The organism is Paractinoplanes toevensis, assembly GCF_018332695.1.
GTDB lineage: Bacteria > Actinomycetota > Actinomycetes > Mycobacteriales > Micromonosporaceae > Actinoplanes > Actinoplanes toevensis.
This window is the reverse complement of the sequence record NZ_BOQN01000049.1, coordinates 270,792-292,045: the sequence shown is the minus strand read 5'-3', so window position 1 is coordinate 292,045 and position 21,254 is coordinate 270,792. Positions and strand designations below refer to the sequence as shown.

At 68.4% G+C, this 21,254-nt stretch carries 16 protein-coding genes; 7 read left to right on the top strand and 9 right to left on the bottom strand.

The genetic code is table 11. The features are described 5' to 3' along the window. Positions 1-40 precede the first annotated feature (40 nt). Positions 41-1,867 carry a S1 family peptidase gene (locus Ato02nite_RS18085; RefSeq protein WP_213007703.1) on the bottom strand — a complete coding sequence of 609 codons (1,827 nt, stop codon included), beginning with the start codon at positions 1,865-1,867 and terminating at the stop codon, positions 41-43. A gap of 107 nt (positions 1,868-1,974) precedes the next feature. Here Ato02nite_RS18085 and Ato02nite_RS18080 point away from each other — a divergent pair, with 107 nt between their 5' ends. Then, on the top strand, positions 1,975-3,411 hold the full coding sequence (locus Ato02nite_RS18080) for a protein kinase domain-containing protein (RefSeq protein WP_213007702.1): 1,437 nt from the start codon (positions 1,975-1,977) through the stop codon (positions 3,409-3,411). A gap of 3 nt (positions 3,412-3,414) precedes the next feature. Continuing rightward, positions 3,415-4,152 carry an FHA domain-containing protein gene (locus Ato02nite_RS18075; protein WP_246607142.1) on the top strand — a complete coding sequence of 246 codons (738 nt, stop codon included), beginning with the start codon at positions 3,415-3,417 and terminating at the stop codon, positions 4,150-4,152. Here Ato02nite_RS18075 and Ato02nite_RS18070 read toward each other — a convergent pair. Next, positions 4,111-6,441 carry a glycoside hydrolase family 9 protein gene (locus Ato02nite_RS18070; RefSeq protein WP_213007701.1) on the bottom strand — a complete coding sequence of 777 codons (2,331 nt, stop codon included), beginning with the start codon at positions 6,439-6,441 and terminating at the stop codon, positions 4,111-4,113. The genes Ato02nite_RS18075 and Ato02nite_RS18070 overlap by 42 nt on opposite strands. Before the next feature lie 122 nt (positions 6,442-6,563). Here Ato02nite_RS18070 and Ato02nite_RS18065 point away from each other — a divergent pair, with 122 nt between their 5' ends. After that, positions 6,564-6,968, top strand: a complete 405-nt coding sequence (locus Ato02nite_RS18065; RefSeq protein WP_213007700.1) for an HPF/RaiA family ribosome-associated protein — start codon at positions 6,564-6,566, stop codon at positions 6,966-6,968. Here Ato02nite_RS18065 and Ato02nite_RS18060 read toward each other — a convergent pair. The 7 genes from Ato02nite_RS18060 to Ato02nite_RS18030 form a co-directional block, all read right to left on the bottom strand. Then, positions 6,965-7,825 carry an alpha/beta fold hydrolase gene (locus Ato02nite_RS18060; protein ID WP_213007699.1) on the bottom strand — a complete coding sequence of 287 codons (861 nt, stop codon included), beginning with the start codon at positions 7,823-7,825 and terminating at the stop codon, positions 6,965-6,967. The two genes, Ato02nite_RS18065 and Ato02nite_RS18060, sit on opposite strands and share 4 nt — an antisense overlap. Before the next feature lie 76 nt (positions 7,826-7,901). Continuing rightward, complete coding sequence (locus tag Ato02nite_RS18055) at positions 7,902-11,456, bottom strand: galactose-binding domain-containing protein (protein ID WP_213007698.1); 3,555 nt, start codon at positions 11,454-11,456, stop codon at positions 7,902-7,904. Between the two features lie 44 nt (positions 11,457-11,500). After that, on the bottom strand, positions 11,501-13,078 hold the full coding sequence (locus tag Ato02nite_RS18050; protein WP_438873049.1) for a glycoside hydrolase family 13 protein: 1,578 nt from the start codon (positions 13,076-13,078) through the stop codon (positions 11,501-11,503). A gap of 66 nt (positions 13,079-13,144) precedes the next feature. Further along, positions 13,145-14,017 (bottom strand): carbohydrate ABC transporter permease, encoded by an 873-nt coding sequence (locus Ato02nite_RS18045; protein ID WP_213007697.1) that lies wholly within the window; start codon positions 14,015-14,017, stop codon positions 13,145-13,147. Positions 14,018-14,021: 4 nt separating this feature from the next. Continuing rightward, positions 14,022-14,960, bottom strand: coding sequence for a carbohydrate ABC transporter permease (locus tag Ato02nite_RS18040; RefSeq protein ID WP_213007722.1), 939 nt, complete (start codon positions 14,958-14,960; stop codon positions 14,022-14,024). A 67-nt stretch (positions 14,961-15,027) separates the two neighbouring features. Continuing rightward, positions 15,028-16,410 (bottom strand): ABC transporter substrate-binding protein, encoded by a 1,383-nt coding sequence (locus Ato02nite_RS18035; protein WP_213007696.1) that lies wholly within the window; start codon positions 16,408-16,410, stop codon positions 15,028-15,030. A 219-nt stretch (positions 16,411-16,629) separates the two neighbouring features. Next, on the bottom strand, positions 16,630-17,619 hold the full coding sequence (locus Ato02nite_RS18030) for a LacI family DNA-binding transcriptional regulator (protein WP_213007695.1): 990 nt from the start codon (positions 17,617-17,619) through the stop codon (positions 16,630-16,632). Positions 17,620-17,745: 126 nt separating this feature from the next. Here Ato02nite_RS18030 and Ato02nite_RS18025 point away from each other — a divergent pair, with 126 nt between their 5' ends. Genes Ato02nite_RS18025 through Ato02nite_RS18010 form a run of 4 tightly spaced genes read left to right on the top strand, consistent with a single transcriptional unit; the run spans position 17,746 to position 21,251 of the window. Next, positions 17,746-18,165 (top strand): YchJ family protein, encoded by a 420-nt coding sequence (locus tag Ato02nite_RS18025; protein ID WP_213007694.1) that lies wholly within the window; start codon positions 17,746-17,748, stop codon positions 18,163-18,165. Positions 18,166-18,187: 22 nt separating this feature from the next. After that, positions 18,188-19,042, top strand: a complete 855-nt coding sequence (kynA, locus tag Ato02nite_RS18020) for a tryptophan 2,3-dioxygenase (protein ID WP_213007693.1) — start codon at positions 18,188-18,190, stop codon at positions 19,040-19,042. Further along, positions 19,039-20,259 (top strand): kynureninase, encoded by a 1,221-nt coding sequence (kynU, locus tag Ato02nite_RS18015; RefSeq protein ID WP_246607137.1) that lies wholly within the window; start codon positions 19,039-19,041, stop codon positions 20,257-20,259. Before kynA ends, kynU begins: the two co-directional genes overlap by 4 nt. Next, complete coding sequence (locus Ato02nite_RS18010; protein ID WP_213007692.1) at positions 20,256-21,251, top strand: amidohydrolase family protein; 996 nt, start codon at positions 20,256-20,258, stop codon at positions 21,249-21,251. Before kynU ends, Ato02nite_RS18010 begins: the two co-directional genes overlap by 4 nt. Positions 21,252-21,254 lie beyond the last annotated feature (3 nt).

Here is a 21,254-nt window from a genome sequence, read left to right as displayed (position 1 = left end):
GGGACGAACGTTAAGCGGATGAAGGACATCACGCGCCCCCTCAGCCGTAGACGAACTGAGTCGTGGAGCCCGACTCGTTGTAGAGGTAGAAGGTCTTGTTCGTGTTGCGGTAGACGCCGACCGTGTCCATGCCGTCGCCGTTCCAGTCGCCCGCGATCGGCAGGTCCCGCATCTGGCCGAACGCCAGCGGCGTGTGCGTCCCGCTGTCGGCCGGATCGTTGTTGTACTTGCGGTACCAGGTGTTGTTGCCGGGCCGGAACAGGCCGATGCTGTCGACGCCGTTCTTGTCCCAGTCACCGGAGAGCGGCACGTCCCCGAGCTGCCCGAAATTGATCTCGATCGTGGTCTGCCCGGACCGGTACAGATAGTGCTGATGGTTCGAGTACCGGCTCCGGCCGACGTCGTCCTTCCCATCTCCGGTCCAGTCGCCGATCAGCGGCAGCTGGTTGGTGTCGGCGAGGTCCAGGGTGGTCGTGGCCCCGTTCGCCGGGTCGTTGGTGGCGCGCAGGTAGAAGGCGTTCTCGCTGGGCCGCCACACGCCGACGGTGTCGACGCCGTCGCCGTTCCAGTCACCCGCGACCGGCACATCGTCGGCCTGCCCGAAGGTGAGCGTCACGTCCGCGCCGCCGCTGGACAGCGAGTTTCGCAGGTAGAACTTGTGCTCGTTGGGCCGCCAGATCGCGATGGTGTCCTTGCCGTCGCCGTTCCAGTCACCGGCCAGCGGCACCTGCGGCGGCGCGCTGGTCACCAGAGTCAGACCGTACATGTCGAGGATCTGGCTGAGGGGCTGATACGACGAGGCGGGGTCGTCCTGGCCGCACTCGGCCCAACTCGCGGAGGTGGTGCCCTGGCCCTGGGTACCGGCCACCAACGCACCGCCGGAGTCGCCGCCGTTGGCGCACACATCCGTCTTGATCTGGTTGTTCCAGGTGTAGTCGTCGGTGCGAGTGGTGTATCCGCGGGACAGGATCTTCCCGCAGTGCCATCCGCTGGTCCGGCCGGACCGGCACACGGCCGCACCGACGGCGGCGTCCTGCGAACCGGTGACCGCCACGGTTCCGCCGTTGTGGTTGTTGACCAGGGCCTGCGGCGTCCACATCGCGTTCGTCTGGACCCAGCTGGCGTCGGTTCCGGACGTGACGGAGGCGCGCACGACTCCCTGATCCACGTCGTTGTAGCCGGTGGTCATCTCGCCGGTGTGCGTGCAGTGCCCGGCCGTCACGAACCCGCCGATGACGGAGAACCCGACCGAGCACACGCCGACGGAGTTGGAGTTCGCTATCCAGTCGAGGTAATGGTCTCCGCCACGAACCGGATAGGTGGGTGTGGGCTTGCGTGCGTCCACCTCCACCCGAACCGGACCGCCGGTAACCCCGGCGGCGGCGACGAGATCGGTGGCGGCATCGGCCGTCACGGCGGTGACCAGGACGCTGTTGGTCCGCGGGTCGACACCCCAACCGGTGACGCCCTGAGCCCGGCCGGCTCCGGCGCGGTCGAGGGCGGCCTTAACCCGGTCGAGTTCGGCAGCACTGTGGGCGACGACGCGGGCCCGGCCACCGGCGGCACGAACCGTTCCGGCGAGGCCGGCGTCGGTCACGCCGACGGTGAAGCCCTCGCCGTCGATCCACAATCCGCCGAACGCGGCGCCCAGCGACGTGCGGAGTCCGGGTTCGGCGTCGGCGGCATGCCGGTCGCGGGCGAACACGGAGGAGTCGAGGTTGAGGTCGCGCTTCAGCGCGGCGAGCATCGCCGGGTCGTAGGACGCGTCCGGCGGGGGAACCACGGGATCGGCGAAGGCGGCGCTGCCGGGCCCGGCCACGAGCATGATGGCGGTGACGGCCGCCAATGCACCACGGATTTGAGACATGCACACAGGCTGATGGCTGTGCCCGAATTGCGGCACCTGAGAGCTCTCAGGTTGTGCGGCTCGTCCAATGGAGACGGTGTTGCACAATGACCCCGAAAGGGGGCCAGATGCGACCGTTGACCGAGATATCCGACGGCACGATCGTCGGCGATTACCGGGTGCTCCGTTACATTGCCTCAGGTCAATGGGGAAGTGTCTACGCCGCGCGCCGGCTCGGCACCGGTGACGACGTCGCGCTCAAGATGCTGCCGTCGGCCCTGCTCACCCCGGCCCAACGGGCCGAGTTCCTCGATCGGGAGGAACGCTTCGGCCGCGGTGCCCGGCACGCCCATCTGATCCGTACGATCGACGCCTTCACCCTGCCGGACGGCACCGTCGCGCTGGTGATGGAGCTGGCCCGCACGGACCTTCGCCGGGTGCTGGAGGCGGGGCCGGCCGACCCCCGGATCCTGCGGGAACTGTGGCAGGCCCTGTCCTACATGCACGCGGAAGGCTGGGTGCACGGCGACCTCAAGCCGGCCAACGTGCTGATCGCCGAGGACGGCTCGGTGCGGGTCGGCGACTTCGGGCTGGCCGCGCAGATCGAGGGCACCCACGGCTACACGCCGGGGCTGGGCACCCAGGACTATCTGCCGCCGGAGTGGTGGGACCAGGGCCTGGACAGCCGCGGCGTGATCACCCGGCCGGCCACTGACGTGTGGGCGTTCGGCGTCATCGCCCACGAGGTGCTGACCGGCGGCATGCACCCGTTCCCCGGCGCGACCCCGGCGGCGCGGGCCGGCGCGATCCGGGAGTACGCCGCCGACCCGGGGCAGCTGCGCCTGGCCCCGGCGATCCCGCCGCCCTGGCCGGAGATCATCCGCGACTGCCTGCGCCCGGGCCACGCCGAGCGCCTGGCCGCGACCCGCGATCTGGGTGCGCGGATGGCCGGGGCGCCGGCGGCGACCGGCACCGCGACACCGATCCGCCGGACCGGTTTCGCGATCGCCGCCGCCCTCTCCGCACTTCTGCTGGGCGCTTCGACCGCGCCGGCGCCGGCCGAGACGGAGCCGGATACGGCGGAGAAGAGCGAGAAGGTGAAGACACCGGCGCCGGGTGAACTGCGTCCCGGCGGCGAGGTTCCGGCCCAGTATCGGACGGTGATCGCCGAGGCCGCGCACTCGTGCCCGAAACCCGCGGTCACCCCGGCCCTGATCGCCGGGATGCTCCGGGTCGAGAGCAATTTCGACCCGGCCAAACGGTCACCGCAGACCGATGAGTACGGCATCGCGATGTGGACGCCGACGGTGTTCGCGGGCTGGGCACCGAAACACCCGGACCGCACCGCCAGTGTTTTCGACGCCGACGATTCGATCCGCGCGATGGGCGCGTTCCTCTGCTATCTGGTCGACACCGTCGGCTATCTGCCCGGCGACCAGCAACTGCTGATCGCCTCGGCCTATCGGGTCGGCGGTAAACGCGTCCGCAAGGCCAACGGCGTGCCGCCGGAAACCACGGCCTACACCAGCAAGATCAAGACCAAGACCATCGAGTACGGGTACTGAGCCGTGTCCGGTGTACTCATCCAGCTCCCGTCCGACGACGACAAGCCGACCCTGCTGCGGCTGAAACCCGGCGAGACGGCCACGTTCGGTCGCGGCGAACCCGGCCGTACGCCGGACGTCCCGTTGCCGCACCCGGCGGTGTCCCGGCTGGCCGGGCAGGTGACCGCGACCGCCGATTTCTGGCTGATCACCAATTTCAGCAGCGAGCGGACGTACGTCGTGGACAATCCCGAAGGCGGCGGCGAGCACCTGAAGATCGCGCCGCGCCGGGTGGACGCCCCGGTCCCGTTCGAGTTCGCCCGGGTGGTGATCCCGGTCCCGGACGGCGAGATGAGCTTCCTGGTCTACGCGCCCGAGCACACCTACGCCGACCCCGGACCGGACGCGGGCACCGCCACCATGCGGGCCTTCTCGCTGGACGAGAGCGCGAAGTACTTCCTGGTGCTGGTGGCGCTGTGCGAGCCGCGGCTGCGGGACAGCTCGTCGGTGGCGATCCCGCTGCTGCCGGAGCTCGTCGACCGGCTGGGTGGCGCGCTGACCGGCAGCGCGGTGAACTTCCACATCGACTACCTGGCCGAGCACAAGCTGCGGCTGCGGCAGCGGGACAGTGCCCAGCGCCCCCGCCTGGATCACAAGCGGGAGGCGCTGGTCGCCTGCGCGTTGCGCTTCAACCTGGTGGCCGAGCGCCACCTGGCCCTGCTACCCCCTCGTGCAGGTCAGGCCGTTGACGGTGAATGCTGAGGGTGCCGGGTTGCTGCCGGTGTAGGTGCCGTTGAAGCCGGCGCTGGTGGAGCCGCCGGCTGGGACCGCACCGTTGTAGGTCAGGCTGGTCGCGGTGACCTGAGTGTCGGTCTGGGTCCAGTTCGCCGACCAGCCTTGGCTGATCTTCTGGCTGCCGGCGAACGCGAAGCCCAGGTTCCACGAGGTCCACGCGGCGGTGCCGGTGTTGGCCACGGTGACCGTCCCGGTGAAGCCACTCCCCCAGTCGTTGGCGCTGTAGGTGACCCGGCAACCGGCCGAGGCCGACGGCGACGGGGACGGGGACGGGGACGGGGACGGGGAGGTCGACGGGCTGGTGGAAACGGATGGGCTGGGCGACGGCGACGAGGTGGTCGGCGAGGTCGTCGGCGTGGAACCGCCGGGCTCTTGACCCCAGATCAACTTGCCGGCCTCGTACAGCGGCACGTTCTTGTTGATCGCCGTTCCGGTCACGTAGGACGGATCATTGGTCGGGTCCCAGGTGCCGCCCTCGGCCACGCCGACCTTGAACTGCACCTCCATCCGGTGCTGCGACTGCCCGGCCGGTGCGATGGTGTAGCCGGCGCAGTTCACCTCGACGTACCAGAGGTCGCCGGACACCTGGGTGGCGGTGGACGGCGACGGGCAACCCTGGGTGTAACCCGGCGTGACGACCGGCGCGACGGTGCCCTCGCGGCGGAAGTAGTACCGGTAGGACGCGCTGGTCAGGGCCCGCGCCGGGTAGGCCGACTTGTTGTAGATCATCACCTTGAGTCCGGTGCTGCGGGTCTCGGCCTGCATCACCGTGGTCTCGACCGTGATCTCGTCCATGTCCGGGGTTTCGGCCTGCGGGAACCCGGCGAGCGGCGTACCGCCGTACTCGTTGTAGAGCCGGGCCAGCGCCGAGGTGAACCCGGCGTTGTAGTCGGTGGCCACCTCGTTCATCACGTAGTCGCTGCGCTGGTCGGTGTAGGCGTCGTCGTTGGTGGACGGGCCACCCACCAGGGCGCCGTACAGCACGTGCCGGGTCTCGGTCGGCACCGTCATGTTGTCCCACCAGGAGCCGTGCGCCGTACGGTGATGGGGGTTCTTCGGCGCGTTGGCGCCGAAGCCGATCAGATAGCTGGACTTCCGCGGGTTGTCGCCGAGGGCGTAGTCGATCTGCCGCAGCGCGAAGTCGTGGTAACGGGTCTTGCGGGTGGCGTCGCCGGTCTTGTCGCTGTAGACCAGCGCCACGAACGCGGTGTTGGCGGAATAGCGCAGCGAGCCCCAGCTGTCGAGCACGGCCTCCCCGCCCGGCGAGTAACGCACCTTCTCGCCGTTGACGCCGACCGTCCACCAGTCGAGCCACCGGTTGGCGTCGTCGATGTACTTCTGCTTGCCGGTCAGGTTGGCCAGCAGCACGTACGCCCCGAACTGCTTGTTGTCCCAGGCGATCGTCCACTTGTAGGAATGCGTGGTGGTCTGCGGCTCGGTGCCGAGCGCGTCGTACTCGGCCTCGGCCTTGGTCAGATAGGCAGCGTCGCTGGTCGCCCGGTACAGCCAGATCGCGCCCCACACCAGCTCGTCCTGATAGCCGCTCCACGACTTGTAGTACGAGGCGGCGTCGGTGATGCAGTCGCTGTACGCCTTCCGCACCGTGTCGGCGAACGTGTAGAGCTGTTTCGCGTGGGCGAGCAGCTTGTCGGCGTACGCCGCGTCGGTGGGCCGGAAGACGATGGAGCTGGCGGCCATCGCCGCGGCCGTCTCCCCGGCCAGGTCGGAGCCGCCGCAGGTGGCGTCGATCTTGTAGGCCGGCCGGGCCATCGGCATCACCTCGGCCGGGCCCCACCATTTGTGGTCGTCGTCGCCCTTGCCGACCTGTCCGTAGAGCACGTTGGCGGACGGGTGCGCCTTGATGAAGTAGTCGTTGGGCACGCGAAGGTTGTTCAAGAACGAGGTCAACTGCCCGGACTTCGCGTACGCGTCGCGGTACTCGACGGCACCCCAGGCGAGCATCGTGGTGCTGAACGCCATCGGGAACCCGAATTTCACGTGGTCGCCGGCGTCGAACCAGCCGCCGGTGAGGTCGAGCCCGACGTCGGAGCCGTCCTTGAGGGCGGCGTCGCCGCGCCAGGACACCTGGCTGAACGAGGGCTTCTTGCCGGCGATCTGGGCCTGGTAGAAGAACATCGACTTCTGCAGGGCCTCGCCGTAGTTGTAGGCGCCGGCGGCGGACGCCGAACCGTTGGCGTAGACGAGGCCCGCGGCGGTCAGGGTGAGGGCGAGAAGGGCAAGCAGGACACGGCGCATGGGGATCCCCTCGGTGGCGGTGGGAGCGCTCCCAGACATTGAACAAGTTCGTTACGCGTTTGTGAAGCCCGATCTCCGGGCATTGGGCGCCTTGTCCCACTTGTCCATCACCAGGAGGTCTCATGAGTGCCGTCAGCAACCCGGCGACCGTCGAGGATTGCCTGCGCGTCGGTACCGGCTTCACCCAGGGCGACCGCATCTGGCTCACGGAGTTGTTCGCCACCCTGGACGCCCGGCTGGCCTCGTTCCACGCCGACACGACGGAACTGGAGATCTCGGTGAAGGACCGCGAAGCCCGCGGTCAGAAGGTCACCCTCGAGTGCTGGATCGGCGGTCGCGACAAGATCGTCACGACCTCGTCGCTGGAGGAGCTGCACGCGGCCGTCATGGACTGCCGGGACGACCTGCGCCGGAAGCTGAACGACTCGAAGTCGAAGCAGGAGCCGCGGCACAACCGCCACCTGCGCGACGTGCCCCAGCCCGACCTCACCGAGCCCGGTCTGCTCGAGCCCGGGTCGCCGGCCTAGACAGCGGCCTGGCGGCGGAGCGTGGTGACGATCCGGTCGATGCTGTTGATCAGGGAGATGTGACCCTCGCCCGGGACCAGATGCGCCTCCGGGCGCGGCAGATGGGCCGCCAGCCATCGGCCGTGCCCGAACGGCACCATCCGGTCCTGGTCGCCCTGCCACAGGGAGACCGGTGGCTCAATGCCGGCGACGGCGAATCCCCACGGTTTGCAGAAGGCCAGGTCGTCGTCGCGCCAGCCGGCCGTCCCGCCGGACAGGGCGTGCCGGATGGACGCGGCCAGGTAGTCCGCGAATCCCTCGGCCAGCGCCCGCTTGTCGACCTCGGAGACCAGGTCGCCGAAGGCGGCGATGATCTCCCCCGGCTGTACGTGCGCGAACGAGCCCTCGGCCTCGGCGAGGAAGGCCTCCAGCTCCGCGGGGCCGGCCAGCGCCTTGCCGAACTCCTCGACGTTCTCCGCGCCCATGCCGTCCAGCCAGTCCAGTCCGCCGGCGTCATAGGGCGCCACGCCGGCGATGGTGGCCGCCGCGAGACACCGATCGGGCAGCCGGGCCGCGCAGGCGAGGGCGTGCGGGCCGCCGCCCGACCAGCCCAGAGTGACGAACTCGGCGATGCCGATCGCGTCGAGCACGGCGGCCGTGTCGGCGGCCGCGGCGGCGACGTCCCGGCCCGGCAGCGGCGTCGAGGTCGCGTAGCCCGGCCGGCTGATCATCACCACCCGCACGCCGGGCGGGAACATCCCCGCGCGGCTGACCGCGGCGCCCGGGGTGCCGTGGTGCACGACCAGCGGCAGGCCGTCCTCCGGACCCTCCACCAGGAACTCCAGCACGCGCCCGTCCGCCAGCTTCACGCTCTCCATGCGGAACACCTTACGAGCGGAAGGGCCCGCGCCGGACGCGGCGCGGGCCCTTCCTTTTGGGGATGGGAGCGGGGTTTTAGTTACGCACGATGGTGAACGTGCTGGTCGTGTTCTCGATGTCCCGGTAGTTGTTGCTGAACTGCAGGTTGGTGAAGGTCGCCGTGCCGACCGCCGGGCCCTGGCCGGACTCGGGCAGCGGGTTGGCCCAGATGCCGAAGCCGGACTTGGCGTCGTACGCGTCGCCGCTCTTCTGTGCACCACTGATCGTGATGTTGGTGAAGATGCTGTCCTTGATCGGGTTCTGCGGCTGGCCACCCACGTAGTTGGTCTGGAACATGATTCCGGAGTAGGTCGGGTCGACGATGTCGACGTTGCTCACCCGGATGCCCTGGAAGACCTTCGACGCGCTGAACATCCAGATCGCCGGGAAGGTCTGCCCGCCCCAGAAGTGACCGCCGGCCCGGACGATCGAGATGTTGTCGAACACCGTCGGTGGGTTGGCGCCGAAACCGTTCATCGGGTAGCCGAAGTCCAGCGAGCTGATCGTGATGCCCGAGTAGACCAGGGTGTCCGCGACGTAGATGTTCTTGAACGTGTTGGCGTACCCGCCGTAGACCGCGATGCCCGCGGCCCGCCAGGTCAGGATCGACGTCAGGTTCGAGAAGGTGTTGTTGATCTCGTCCGAGCCGCCCGCGTCGATCGCCGAGAACAGCGCGAAGCTGTCGTCCCCGGTGGCCCGGGCCTCGTTGTTGTCGACCAGGTTGCCGGTGCTGCCGTTGGTCATGTTGATCCCGTCCGCGAAGGTGTCGCGGATCCGGGTGTTCTTGATGACCATGTTGTCGGTGTTCGCGCCCCAGTAGAGGCACACCACGTGCTCGGCCCAGATGTTGTCGATGGTGATGCCGGAGACGTTCGCGAAGTCGAACACCTTGCCGGGCCCGTCGATCCGGGTCGTGTAGTTGCCGAAGAACGCGAAGTTCTTGAACGTCGAACCGTTCGCGCCCGAGTCGGCCCGGAAGCCGGCGTCGGTCTCGGTCTGGGTGGACGGGGTGTAGAAGCGGGTGTACCAGGGGCCCGCGCCGGTGACCACGATCGGCCGGCCGTAGACCTGCAGCTTGCTGGAGGTCTGGTAGTCACCGGCGGGCAGGTAGACACCGAGCTTGGTGGTGTCCTGCCGCGCGGCATCCAGGGCGTTCTGCACCGACTGCTGGTCGAAACCGGCCGGCACGACGTACTTCGAGGCGTCCGGGTTGCCCAGCGCCGCGACCTGCTCCAGGTTGATGAAGTCGATCGCGATGGTGCCCGAGTTGGCCCCGTCCTTCTGCAGCTTGATCGTGCTGCCGGCCGGGAACGAGCCGGTGAGCAGGATGTTCGCCTCGTCGTAGATGTGCCGCGGGTCGGATCCGGAGTTCTGCGGCGCCGTCTCGTTGCCGTACAGCCACGCGTACTTCGAGGTGAGCGGCAGCGCCTTGTTGAGGCTGCCGTTCACGTACACGTTGATCGAGCTGGTGGTGCCGTCCGGGATGGAGAAACGGGCGACGATCGTGTTGGTGGCCGCACGCGACGTCCACTGCACGTACGCCCCGGTCTGGTTGAGGGTGACGGCCTTGCGGCCGGACGCCTCGCCGGCCAGGTCGCCGACCGTACGGTTGGGCCCGACGATCGCCGCGCCGCCGCCGATCGAGCCGTCCTCGGCCTCGTACATGTCGTAGGGCATGTTGGCGCCCCGCCCGACGAAGAACGGCTTGTCGGCGGTGTTGTTGGCCTGCTTGACGGCCAGTTCGTTGGCGTCGACCGCGACCACCGTGCGGACCGTGTACTTGCCGTTCACGGCGGTCCAGGTGCCGAGGTTGAGCGCCGGCGACGAAGCACCCGCGGCCAGCGCCCCGGTGTAGGAGCCGGTCAGGGTCTTCACCACGGTCGAGCCGTTCAGCACGGTCACGGTGACACCGTGCGCACCGGAGGCCGAGGCCGCCGAGCCCTGGTTCTTGATCGTCACCGAGAAGGTGACCGTGTTGCCGGGCGCCGGGTTGCCGGGGGACCAGGAGACCACCGAGGCGACCAGGTCGGAGCTGCTGACCGGGGTCACCACGAGGTTGCTCGGTGCCGAGAACGAGTTGTTCGCCTCGTTGGTCTCGATCACCGCATTCGGCTCGTCGACCACCGCGGAAAGCGGGTAGCTGCCGGCGTCCCGAGCACCGATGTTAGCCGTGACAACGTTAGTGGCACCAACGTTAGTCGCACTAACGTTAGCCGTACTAACCTTAGTGGTACCCACGTAGAAGCTGACCGTCGTCGCGGCAGCCGCGGCTGTTCCGATGTTCTTGACGGTCGCCGACAGCGTCACCGCGTCCGTCTCCACCGGGGCGGACGGTGAGAACGTCAGGGCCGTCACGGTCAGGTCCGGGTTCGGGGCCGCGGTACCGATCACCTGGAACTCGGCCACCTGGCCGCTCGGCGCGCCGCTGTTGGCGGTGAAGGACAGGCGGACGTCCGCGGCGGTTCCGCTGACCGGGATGGTCACCGTGTTGCCCGAGGCCGGGTTGAAGGTGTACGTCGCGGACCCGACCAGCGTGGTGAACGACGACGAGCCCTGATCGCGCCCGAGAACCGAGAACGTCTGCTGCCGCGTACCCCAGGAACTGTCCGGGTTGAGCTTGACCACCACCTGCTGAAGCGAGGCGTTCGAGCCCAGCTTCGCGGTGAGCAGAGCCGGGTACGCGTTGCCCTCCCAGTAGGTGGCCGTGTTGCCGTCGTTGGCGTTGGTGGCCACGAACGTGAAGACGGTCGAGGACGCCTCGATCGGCTTGTTGAGCGCGAGGTTGGTCCCACCGACAGAAGAACCGTTGCGCGTGACCGTGTTGCTCGCGGCCGAGACGTTGCCGGCCGCGTCCTTGGCCTTCACCTGGTAGGCGACGGTGGCGGTGTCCGGCTGGCTGTCGGTGTAGGTCAGCACGCCCGCACCGAGGCTGGTGCGCAGCACCCCGTTGGCGTACACGTCGTAGCCGGTGACGCCGACGTTGTCGGTCGAGGCCGACCAGGTCAGCCGGATCTGCCCGGAACCGGGCTGGGTGTAGGCGAGGTTGCCGGGCGCGCTCGGCGCCTGGGTGTCCCCGCCGGTGGCCGGACCGTAGACCTCCAGTTCGGACAGCTGGCCGGCCGGCCAGCCGGTGTTGCCGGTGAACGACAGCCGGACGAACCGGGCCGTGGTCGCCGTGAAGTCGATGGTCACGCTGTTGCCGGAGGCCGGGTTGAAGGTGTAGCCGGCCGAGGCTTTCAGGGTGCTGAACGACGAGCCGTCGGTGCTGCCCTGGACGGTCAGGGTCTCGGTGCGGGTGGCCCAGGCGGTGGCCGGCGGCAGCTTCAGGATTGCCTGGTTGACGCTGGTGGCGGCGCCCAGGTCAACCTGCAGCCACTGCGGGAACGCGTTGTTGTTGCTCTCCCAGTAGGTGTTCGCGTTGCCGTCGCCGGCGTTGCCGGCGCCGTAGACGTCGGCGTAGCTGCTGGCGCTGAAGGTCTTTCCGGCCGCCAGGTTCGGGCCGGCGGCGGAGGCTGCGGTGGGGACGGAGAAGATGGCGGCTACGACTCCCGCCGCGGCGGACGCGGCAAGGAGTCTTCTGAATCGAGGCATAGCGGGAGCGAGCCTTTCTTCCGTGAAAAGCCCCCGACTCCCTGTCAGGCCGTCAAACGCAGCCAGACGGCGGTGTCCTGGGGGAGGCGGTCACCGTCGAGTGGGCCACTGGCGAGCAGGGAGGTCTCGTGGTCCGGCAGGGGGATCGGGGAGCCGGACATGTTGACGACGCAGGCGAACCGGTCGCCTCGGGTGTAGGCGAGGACCTCGGGGCCGAGGTCCAGCCAGGACATGGCGGGCCGGTGCAGCCCGTCCTCGGCGCGGCGCAGGGCGATGGCCGCGCGGTACAGCTCGAGCATCGAAGTCGGGTCGCCGCTCTGCGCCTCGACGGTCAGGTCCTTCCATTCGGGCAGCTGGGGAAGCCACGGGTCGGCGGTGCTGAAACCGAACGGCGGTTCGTCGCCGCTCCACGGCAGCGGCACCCGGCAGCCGTCCCGGCTGTGCCCGCGCCGCGCCCACATCGGGTCCTGGTAGGAGGCCGGCGGGATGTTCTCGTTCTCCCAGAGACCCAGCTCCTCGCCCTGGTAGATGTAGGTGCCGCCGGGCAGCGACAGCGACAGCAGCGCGGCCGCGCGGGCCCGCCGGGTGCCGAGCATGAGGTCGACCGGGGTGCCGTCGAGGTTGTTGTCGAAGCTGAACGTGGTGTCGGCGCGGCCGTAGCGGGTGACGTGCCGGGTGACGTCGTGGTTGGACAGCACCCAGGTGGCCGGGGCGCCGACGGCCCGGTGCGCGTCGAGGGTGCGGTCGACGCATTCGCGCATCAGCCGCGGGTCCCAGGCGCAGCCGAGGAAGTCGAAGTTGAACGCCGCGTGCAACTCGTCCGGGCGCAGATAGTTGGCGAACCGCTCGACCTCCGGCATCCAGACCTCGCCGATCAGAGCGCGGTCGGGATATTCCTCTGCCACCCGGCGCCAACCGCGGTAGACGTCGTGCACCTCGTCGAGGTCGTGGAAGGGGTGTTTCGCGCCCTCGACCACCTCCGGCAACGAGGGGTCCTTGAAAAGCAGGGCCGCCGAGTCGATCCGGATGCCGTCGACTCCTCGGTCGAACCAGAATCGAAGAATGCTCTCGAATTCGGCCCGCACATCCGGGTGATCCCAATTCAGATCAGGTTGCTCGGGCGTGAAGAGATGCAAATACCAAGACCCATCGGGTGTACGGGTCCAGGTGGTGCCGCCGAACTCCCCCCTCCAGTTCGTCGGCATTTCGTCGCCGTTCTCGCCACGCCCCGGCCGGAACCAGAAGTAGTCCCGTTCCGGCGCGTCGGGTGAGGCCAGCGCCGCCTTGAACCACGGGTGCTCACTGGAGATGTGGTTCGGGACGATGTCGACGATCATGCGGATGCCGACCGCGTGCGCCTCCTCGATCAGCGCCTCGGCCTGGGCGAGCGTGCCGAAGACCGGGTCGATGTCGCGGAAGTCGGCCACGTCGTAGCCCGCGTCGGCCATCGGCGACGGGTACCACGGGCTCATCCAGATCGCGTCGACGCCCAGGTCACGCAGGTGCCCCAGGTGTGCGCGGATGCCCTGGACGTCCCCGATGCCGTCGCCGTCGGTGTCGGCGAAGCTCCGCGGGTACACCTGGTAAATGACCGCGCTACGCCACCACTCGGTTGTGGACACGAGCACCTGCTTTCTCGCATGGGTGAGACGGCCCGGTATTCCCGGACCCGTATTTCTAATGATTTTTCAGCCTTTGAGACTGCCTGTGGTCAAACCCGCCATGATGTTCCGCTGGAAGATCAGGAAAATGATCACCGTGGGAATGGCGGCGATGACCGAAGCGGCGACGACCACGTTCATCGGGGTGCCGCCGGAGAACGCGTAGATACCGACACTGAGCGTGCGCGTCTCCGGTGACGGCATGACCAGCTTCGGCCAGAGGAAGTCTTTCCAGACGTAGGTGACCGCGAAGATCGAGACCACCCCGAGGATCGGCCGCGACATCGGCAGGATGATCGACCAGAGCGTGCGCAGCGGCGACGCGCCGTCCACCTGGGCGGCGGCGATCAGGTCCTCGGGGATCGAGTCGAAGAACCGCTTGAGCAGGAAGATGTTGAACGCGTTGGCGATCAGCGGCAGCCACAGCGCCCACGGCGAGTCGATCAGGCTGACGTGCACCAGCGGCAGGTCGATCGCGGTCACGTACTGCGGGACGATCAGCACCATCGCCGGGATCATCAGGGTGGCCAGCATCGCGCCGAGGATCACGTTGCCGAACATCGGGCGGAGCTTGGAGAGGGCGTACGCCGCGGCAGTGTCGAAGATGAGCTGGAAGACGACCGCGCCGGCCGCGTAGTAGAACGTGTTGAACATCAGCTTGGCGAGGTTCAGGTTGTTCCACGCGTCGGTGTAGTTCTGCGTCTGCGGGTCCTTCGGCCAGATCGTCGGCGGGGTCTGCGCGATCTCCTGCCCGCTCTTGAGCGCGCCGGTGACCATCCAGTACAGCGGCCCGATGAAGACCAGGGTGAAGACGACGACGACCGCCGCGAGGATCGTCCAGTAGAGGAACTTGCCGCGGCCGCGCTGGAGCTGGGCCTGGGAGATAAGGGTTCGCGACATCGTCTCAGTCCTGTTTCGTCGTCAGTCGCACGTACACGGCGGAGAAGGCGGCCAGCACCAGCAGCATGATCACGCCCAGTGCGGCGGCGCCGTTGAGATCGTTCTGGAAGAAGCCGTGCTGGTAGATGAGGTAGGCCACCGAGGTCGCCGAGTCCTGCGTGCCGGCGCCGTTGGCCAGGATCAGCGGCTCGATGAAGACCTGCATGGTGGCGACGATCTGGAGCATCGCCAGCAGCGCGAGGATGAGCCGGGTCTGCGGGATCGTCACGTTCCAGATCCGCCGGAAGATCCCGGCGCCGTCGAGCTCGGCCGCCTCGTACAGCTCGCCCGGGATGTTCTGCAGGGCGGCCAGGTAGATCAGCACCGCGCCGCCCATGTTCATCCAGGTCGAGGCGAGCACCATGGCCGGCATCGTCATGGTCGGCGACTGCATCCACTCCGACGTCGGCAGGTGCAGGAACTTCAGGATCGCGTTGAACAGGCCGGCGTCGCTCGGGTCGTACGCGTAGTACTTGAACAGGAACAGTGCCGAGGCGGGCGGCAGCATCACCGGCAGGTAGACCAGGATGCGCAGGTAGCCCTTGCCGTGCCGCAGCTCGTTGAGCAGGATCGCCACCACGAACGGGACCAGGTAACCGAGGATCAGGGCCAGCACCGTGAAGTAGAAGGTGTTCTTCCAGGCGGTCCAGAAGCTCGGGTCCTGCACGATCCGGGTGTAGTTGTCGAAGCCCACCCAACTCGTCACGCCGCGCTTGGTGTGCTGGAAGCTCATCACGATGCCGCGGATCATCGGGAACCAGCTGAACAGGGCGAAACAGAAGACCGCCCCGATCAGGAACGCGTAGCCGGTCAGGTTGTCCCGAAGTTTGCGTCCGCGCCGGGTCTGCACTTTGCGTACCGCGTACACCCGTGGGGTTTTCTTGGTTTCCGGGACGCTGGTCATCGTCGCCAACGAAAGCTCCTGCTATCGAGAAGGGGTGCGGGGGCCGTGAGGCCCCCGCACTCGTCGGTCAGCCGTTCGAAGCCAGCAGCTGGTTGGTCTTCGTCTCGGCGGTCTTGAGCAGGTCGTCGATGTTGGCGTTGGGGTTGGTCAGCACCCCGGACATCGCGCTGTCCAGCACCGCGTAGATGGCCTGCGCGTTGGCCGGCTCACCCTTGATCGGCACCGGGGTGGCCTCGAAGAGACCGAAGTTCTCGCTCGGCACGTTCTGGTTGGCCTTGCGGGCGTCGAGCTCCTGCTTCTGCGCCTCGGTGCCGTTCGCGAAGAGCAGCGGCTGGGGCAGGCCGACCGGCTGGTTCTGGGTCTTGGCCCGGGCGTAGTCGAACTGGCCCTTGCCCGGGGTCAGCTTCTCGAAGGTGATCCACTTGAGACCGGCCTTGACCTGCTCGGGCGTGAGGTCCTTGCGGAAGAAGTAACCCTCGCCGCCGCCCAGCGTGCCCTTGGCCGCGCCGTCCTGGCCCGGCATCGGAGCCATCGCCCAGTCCTGGTACTTGCCCTGGAACTGCTGGACGATCGCGGTGGTGGCGTCGGGCGCGCCGACGAACATGCCGACCTTGCCGCCCGCGGCGTTGGTCAGCAGGTCGGCCCACTGCAGGAGCTGACGGCTGCCCATGCTGTTGTCGCCGTACCGCATGTCCTTGAGGTTCTGCAGGACCTGCTTGCCCTGGGCGTTGTTGAAGTCGGCCTTCTTGTTGTCGGCCGACAGGATCTGGCCGCCCTGCGCGTAGAGCTCGGCGGTGAAGTGCCAGCCACCGGTGTTGCCGGCGCTGTACTCCGAGTAGCCGGAGACCCCGCCGCCGAGGGCGGCGATCTTCTTGGCCGCCGTACGGACGTCGGCCCAGGTCTTGGGCGGGTTGTTGACGTCGAGCCCGGCCTTGGTGAACAGGGTCTTGTTGTAGAGCAGGCCCATCGAGTAGTTCTTCGTCGGGACCGCGTAGACCTTGTTCTCGTCGGTGAAGACCGCCTTCAGCGCCGGGTCGATGCTGTCCCAGGTCGCGATGTTGTCCTTGTTCGCGTACTGGGTGATGTCCATCGCCTGGCCGGAGTCCAGCACCTGCTGGAGGTCGGTCATGTAGCCGTAGAAGACGTCGGTCATCGTGCCGCCGGTCAGGCGGGCCGTGAAGTCCGGCGGGTTGTTGCACTGCTGGCCGACGCTGACGCTCTTGATCGTGATGTCGGGGTTTTCCTTCTCGAACGCCGCGACGTCGTCGTTCCAGTTCTTCAGCAGGTCCTTCTGGGAGCCGTCGGGCTGGCAGTCGACCGTGATGACGGTCTTGCCGGCGGCGCTCTTCGGAGAATCGTCATCGCCCTTGGTGGAGCAGGCGGTAAGGCTGAATCCCAGGCCGGCCACGAGCGCGAGCGCCGCAACCTTCCGGTACTGCGGTACGGACATGCTGTCCAACCCTTCTTATGTCTGGCCTCGGTGAGCTGCGCATTCGTCACTGACGGCAATCGGTGTGACCTGGGTCTCGCCGTCATGTTTCGTGGAGGTGACGATACAAAGACGAACCGTGTTACGCAAGAAGCCGACTGACATGAGAAAAAACGCGACCGCCGGGCAAAAGCAAAGGGCGGGCCCGAAGGCCCGCCCTTGGTTAGGAGAATTACCTGGTCAGCTCGGTGCCGGTCCGGTCGACCCGCGCACCACGAGCTCCGGCTCGAACAGCAGCTCGTCCGGCTGCACCCCGCTGCCCTCGATCTGGTTGACGAGCAGATCGACGGCCGCCTGGCCCATCATCTCGATCGGCTGCCGCACCGTGGTCAGCGGCGGATCGGTGCACGTCATCAACGCTGAGTCATCGAAGCCCACGATGGACACGTCGGCCGGCACGTCCCGGCCGAGGCGCCGGGCGGCCCGGATCGACCCGAGCGCCAGCACGTCGCTCGCGCAGATCATGCCGGTGACGCCGCGCTCGATCAGCCGGCCCGCGGCCAGGCGGGCGCTCTCCATCGAGAAGTTGGTGCGCTCGACCAGCCAGTCGTCGCCGGCGATCTTCTCGAGCCCGGCCAGCTTGCGACGGGACGGCACGTGGTCCTCCGGGCCCATCACCATGCCGATCCGCTGGTGGCCAAGGGATCGCAGATGCCCGTAGGCCTGCTCGACGGCCACCGCGTCATCCGTCGAGATGTGCGGAAAGCCCAGGTCGTCGACGCCGGCGTTGACCATCACCACCGGCATCCGCCGATCGGTCAGCGCGCGGTAGTGACTGTGCTCGGCGTCGGCCAGCGCGTAGGAACCACCGGCGAAGACGACGCCGGAGACCTGGTGGTCGAGCAGCATCTCGATGTAGTCGCGCTCGGGGACACCACCGATCGTGCGGGCCGCGAGCAGCGGCGTGAAACCGCGCTGCGCGAGCGAGGCGGTCACCACCTCGGCCAGCGCCGGGAAGATCGGGTTCTGCAGCTCGGGCAGGACGAGACCGACCAGCCGGCCACGCTCACCCCGCAACTTGGTGGGCCGCTCATAGCCCAGGACATCGAGCGCGGTCAGCACCGATGCGCGGGTCGCCTCGGAGACGCCACTGCGCCCGTTGAGCACCCGGCTGACGGTCGCCTCGCTGACGCCCGCCTTCTTCGCCACCTCGGCCAGACGTTTGGTCACGGCGGAATCCTACGTCATATCTTTGCAAAATCAGAACCCCCACTTGCAGCTGAACCGGATAAGCGTCGGCTGCACTTGCAGCGGAGTTTCGTGGCCGACGCCGTGAGCTGCTGCGAGAATTGACGCATGGCACGACGAACGAAGGTGGCCACCGCCTGCCCCTGCGGGCACCTCGGCATGGCGTACGACGAATGCTGCGAACCCGCCCACCGGGGGCACGCCCCGGCCACCGCCGAGGCGCTGATGCGCTCGCGCTATTCGGCGTTCGCGCTCGACGACGACGCGTACGTGCTGAGCTCGTGGCACCCGGACACCCGGCCGGGGCGGATCGAGCCCGACTCGCACCTGCGCTGGACGGGCCTCGACATCCTGGAGACCAGCGGCGGGGGCATGTTCGACGCCGAGGGCGTGGTCGAGTTCCGGGCCCACTACAAAGATCACGGCAAGCGCGGCGACATGGTCGAGCGCAGCCGTTTCGTGCGGCACGACGGTCAGTGGGTGTATTGGGGGCCGATCCTTACCAACGGCTCGCTCGCCAACATCTGACCCGGTGTGATCTGCTGCAAGGGTGGCCAGCGAACAACGACCCATCGAGGACGGCATAGTCCGCGACTTCAAGGTCAATCTCTCGTACGGGGCTTATCTGCACCTGGATGAGATCCTCGACGCCCAGCACCCGGTGAGCACTCCCGAGCACCACGACGAGCTGCTGTTCATCCTGCAGCACCAGACCTCCGAGCTGTGGCTCAAGCTGGTGCTGCACGAGCTGCGCGCGGTGCAGCGGCAGCTCGCCGCCGACGAGCTGCGCCCGGCGCTGAAGGGCCTGGCCCGGGTCAAACACATCCAGCGCACGCTCACCGAGCAGTGGTCGGTGCTGGCCACGCTGACCCCGAGCGAGTACGCCGAGTTCCGCAGCTTCCTCGGCACGTCCAGCGGCTTCCAGTCGTACCAGTACCGGGCGGTCGAGTTCATGCTCGGCAACAAGGACCGCCGGATGCTGTCGATCTTCGACGACGATCCCGCCGCCCGTTCGCTGCTGACCGAGGCGTTGGAGGCGCCCAGCGTCTACGACGAGTTCCTGCGCTACCTCTCCCGGCACGCGTACGAAGTGCCCGCCGAGCTGCTGCAGCGCGACGTGACCCTGCCGTACAAATTCAACGAGGACCTGGTGGCCGTCTTCGTCGAGATCTACAACGACCCGGAGAAGCACTGGGGCGCCTACGAGGCCTGCGAGGAGCTCGTCGACCTGGAGGAGAACTTCCAGCTCTGGCGCTTCCGGCACCTCAAGACCGTGGAGCGGACCATCGGCTTCAAGCGCGGCACCGGCGGCTCCAGCGGTGTCGCTTTCCTCAAGGCCGCGCTCGACCTGACGTTCTTCCCCGAGCTGTACGCCGTCCGGACCGAGATCGGAGTTCCCCGTTGATCGACCAGATCGCCCGCGCCGCCGCGCTCGATTCGGCCGACCCCCTCGCCGGTTACCGGGAGCAGTTCCTGGCCCCGGAAGACTTCGACGTCGTGTCCTACCTGGACGGAAATTCGCTGGGCCGGCCACTGATCGCCACCGCCGCCCTGATGGAGCGATTCATCCGGGAGCAGTGGGCGGGCCGGCTCATCCGTGGCTGGACGGACAGCTGGATGAAGTGGCCCCTCCAGCTCGGTGACCGTCTTGGATCAGTCGCGCTGGGCGCCGCGGCTGACCAGGTGATCATCGGTGACTCGACGACGGTCCTGATCTACAAGCTCGCCCGCGCGGCGGTCGACTCGGCGCCCGGCCGCAACCGGGTCGTTCTCGACACCGACAACTTCCCCACCGACCGGTACGTCCTGGAAGGCGTCGCCGCCGAAAAGGGCCTCGAACTGGTCTGGATCGAGACCGACCCGGCCGCCGGCATCCACCCCGCCCAGGTCGCCGAGGTGGTCGACGAGCGCACCGCGCTGGTCCTGTTCAGCCACGTCGCCTACCGGTCCGGCTGGCTCGCCGACGTCGCCGAGATCAACCGGATCGCGCACGCGGCCGGCGCACTGACCATGTGGGACCTGTGCCATTCGGCCGGCTCGGTGCCGATCCGGCTGGACGAGTGGGGCGTCGACCTCGCCGTCGGATGCACGTACAAGTATTTGAACGGCGGGCCCGGCGCGCCCGCGTTCGCGTACCTCCGGAAGGGTTTGCAGGAAACCCTGCGCCAGCCGATCCAAGGCTGGATGGGCCACCGGGCCTCGTTCGAGATGGGCCCCGGCTACGAGCCGGCGGCCGGCAGCCGCGCCCTGCTCAGCGGCACTCCCCCGGTCCTGGCTATGGTCCCGCTGCACGCCAACCTGGACATGCTCGCCGCCGCCGGCATCGAGGCGGTCCGGGCCAAGTCGCTGCTGCTGACCGGCTACACCCTGGACCTGGCCGACGAGTGGCTGGCACCGTACGGCGTCGAGGTGCTCAGCCCCCGCGACCCGGCCCGGCGCGGCGGTCATGTCACGCTGCGCAAGCCCGGCTTCGACAAGCTGCTCGACCCGCTGTGGGAGGCCGGAGTCATCCCCGACTACCGCCGCCCGGACGGCCTGCGGATCGGCCCGGCCCCGCTGAGCACCAGTTTCGGCGAGGTCCACCGCGGTCTGTCCACCCTGCGCGACCTGCTCGACCGGTGACCTCGTACGTCCAGGCCGCCTCCCTGTGGTGGGAGGGCCGGTTACGCACCGGCGTCGCCCTGCGCCTCTCCCCCGGCGGCGAGGCGACCCCGGTGTCGTCGATCGGAGAGTCGGAGCCGGTGCGCACGCTGCCCGGCACCCTGCTGCCCGGCCTGGTCGACGCGCACGTACACGCCGGCCTGGTCGACCTGGCCACGGTCCGGGCCGGCGGCATCGCCGGCGTCTGGGACCTGGGCAGCGAGCCGGCCTTCATCGCCGGCCTGGCCCGCAGCACCCGTCGCGACCTCCCCCGCATCCGCTACACGGGACCGTTTTTGATCGCTCCCGGCGGCTACCCGAGCGACCGCGCCTGGGCCCCCAGGGGCAGCTGGCGCGAGATCGACTCGGCGGCCGCGGCAACCGAGGCGGTGTGGGAGGCCGCCAGCGCGGGCGCCACCCTGATCAAGGTGACCGCCCACGCCGGCGGCCCGCAACTACGCCTGTTCACGATGACCGCGGTGGTCGACGCGGCCCACGACCGCGGTCTGCCGGTGGTGGTCCACGCGGAGGGCCCCGGAACGGTGGCGACGGCGTACGAGGCCGGCGCCGATTTGCTGGCCCACACGCCGTGGACCGAGCCGCTGGACCGCGGCCTGATCCGGGCGTGCGCCGAGCGCATGCGGTGGATCAGCACCCTGGACATCCACGGCTGGGGAGTGCCAACCCCCGAGTTGGCCACGGCCGTGGCCAACCTGCGCCGCTTCCTGGAGTACGGCGGACGAGTCCACTACGGCACCGATCTGGGCAACGGCCCGCTGATCCCCGGCGTCAACCCACGAGAGATCCGAGCGTTGCAGTCGGCCGGCCTGACCCCGAACGACATCCTCCAGTCGATGACCGGCCCCGACGTGACCTGGCTCCCCGGCGGCCTGGACCTGGACCCCGCCCGCTTCGCCGACACCCTGGCCACCGCCCGAGTCCTCGACGACACCGTCCGCCCCCGCCTGCCCTGACGA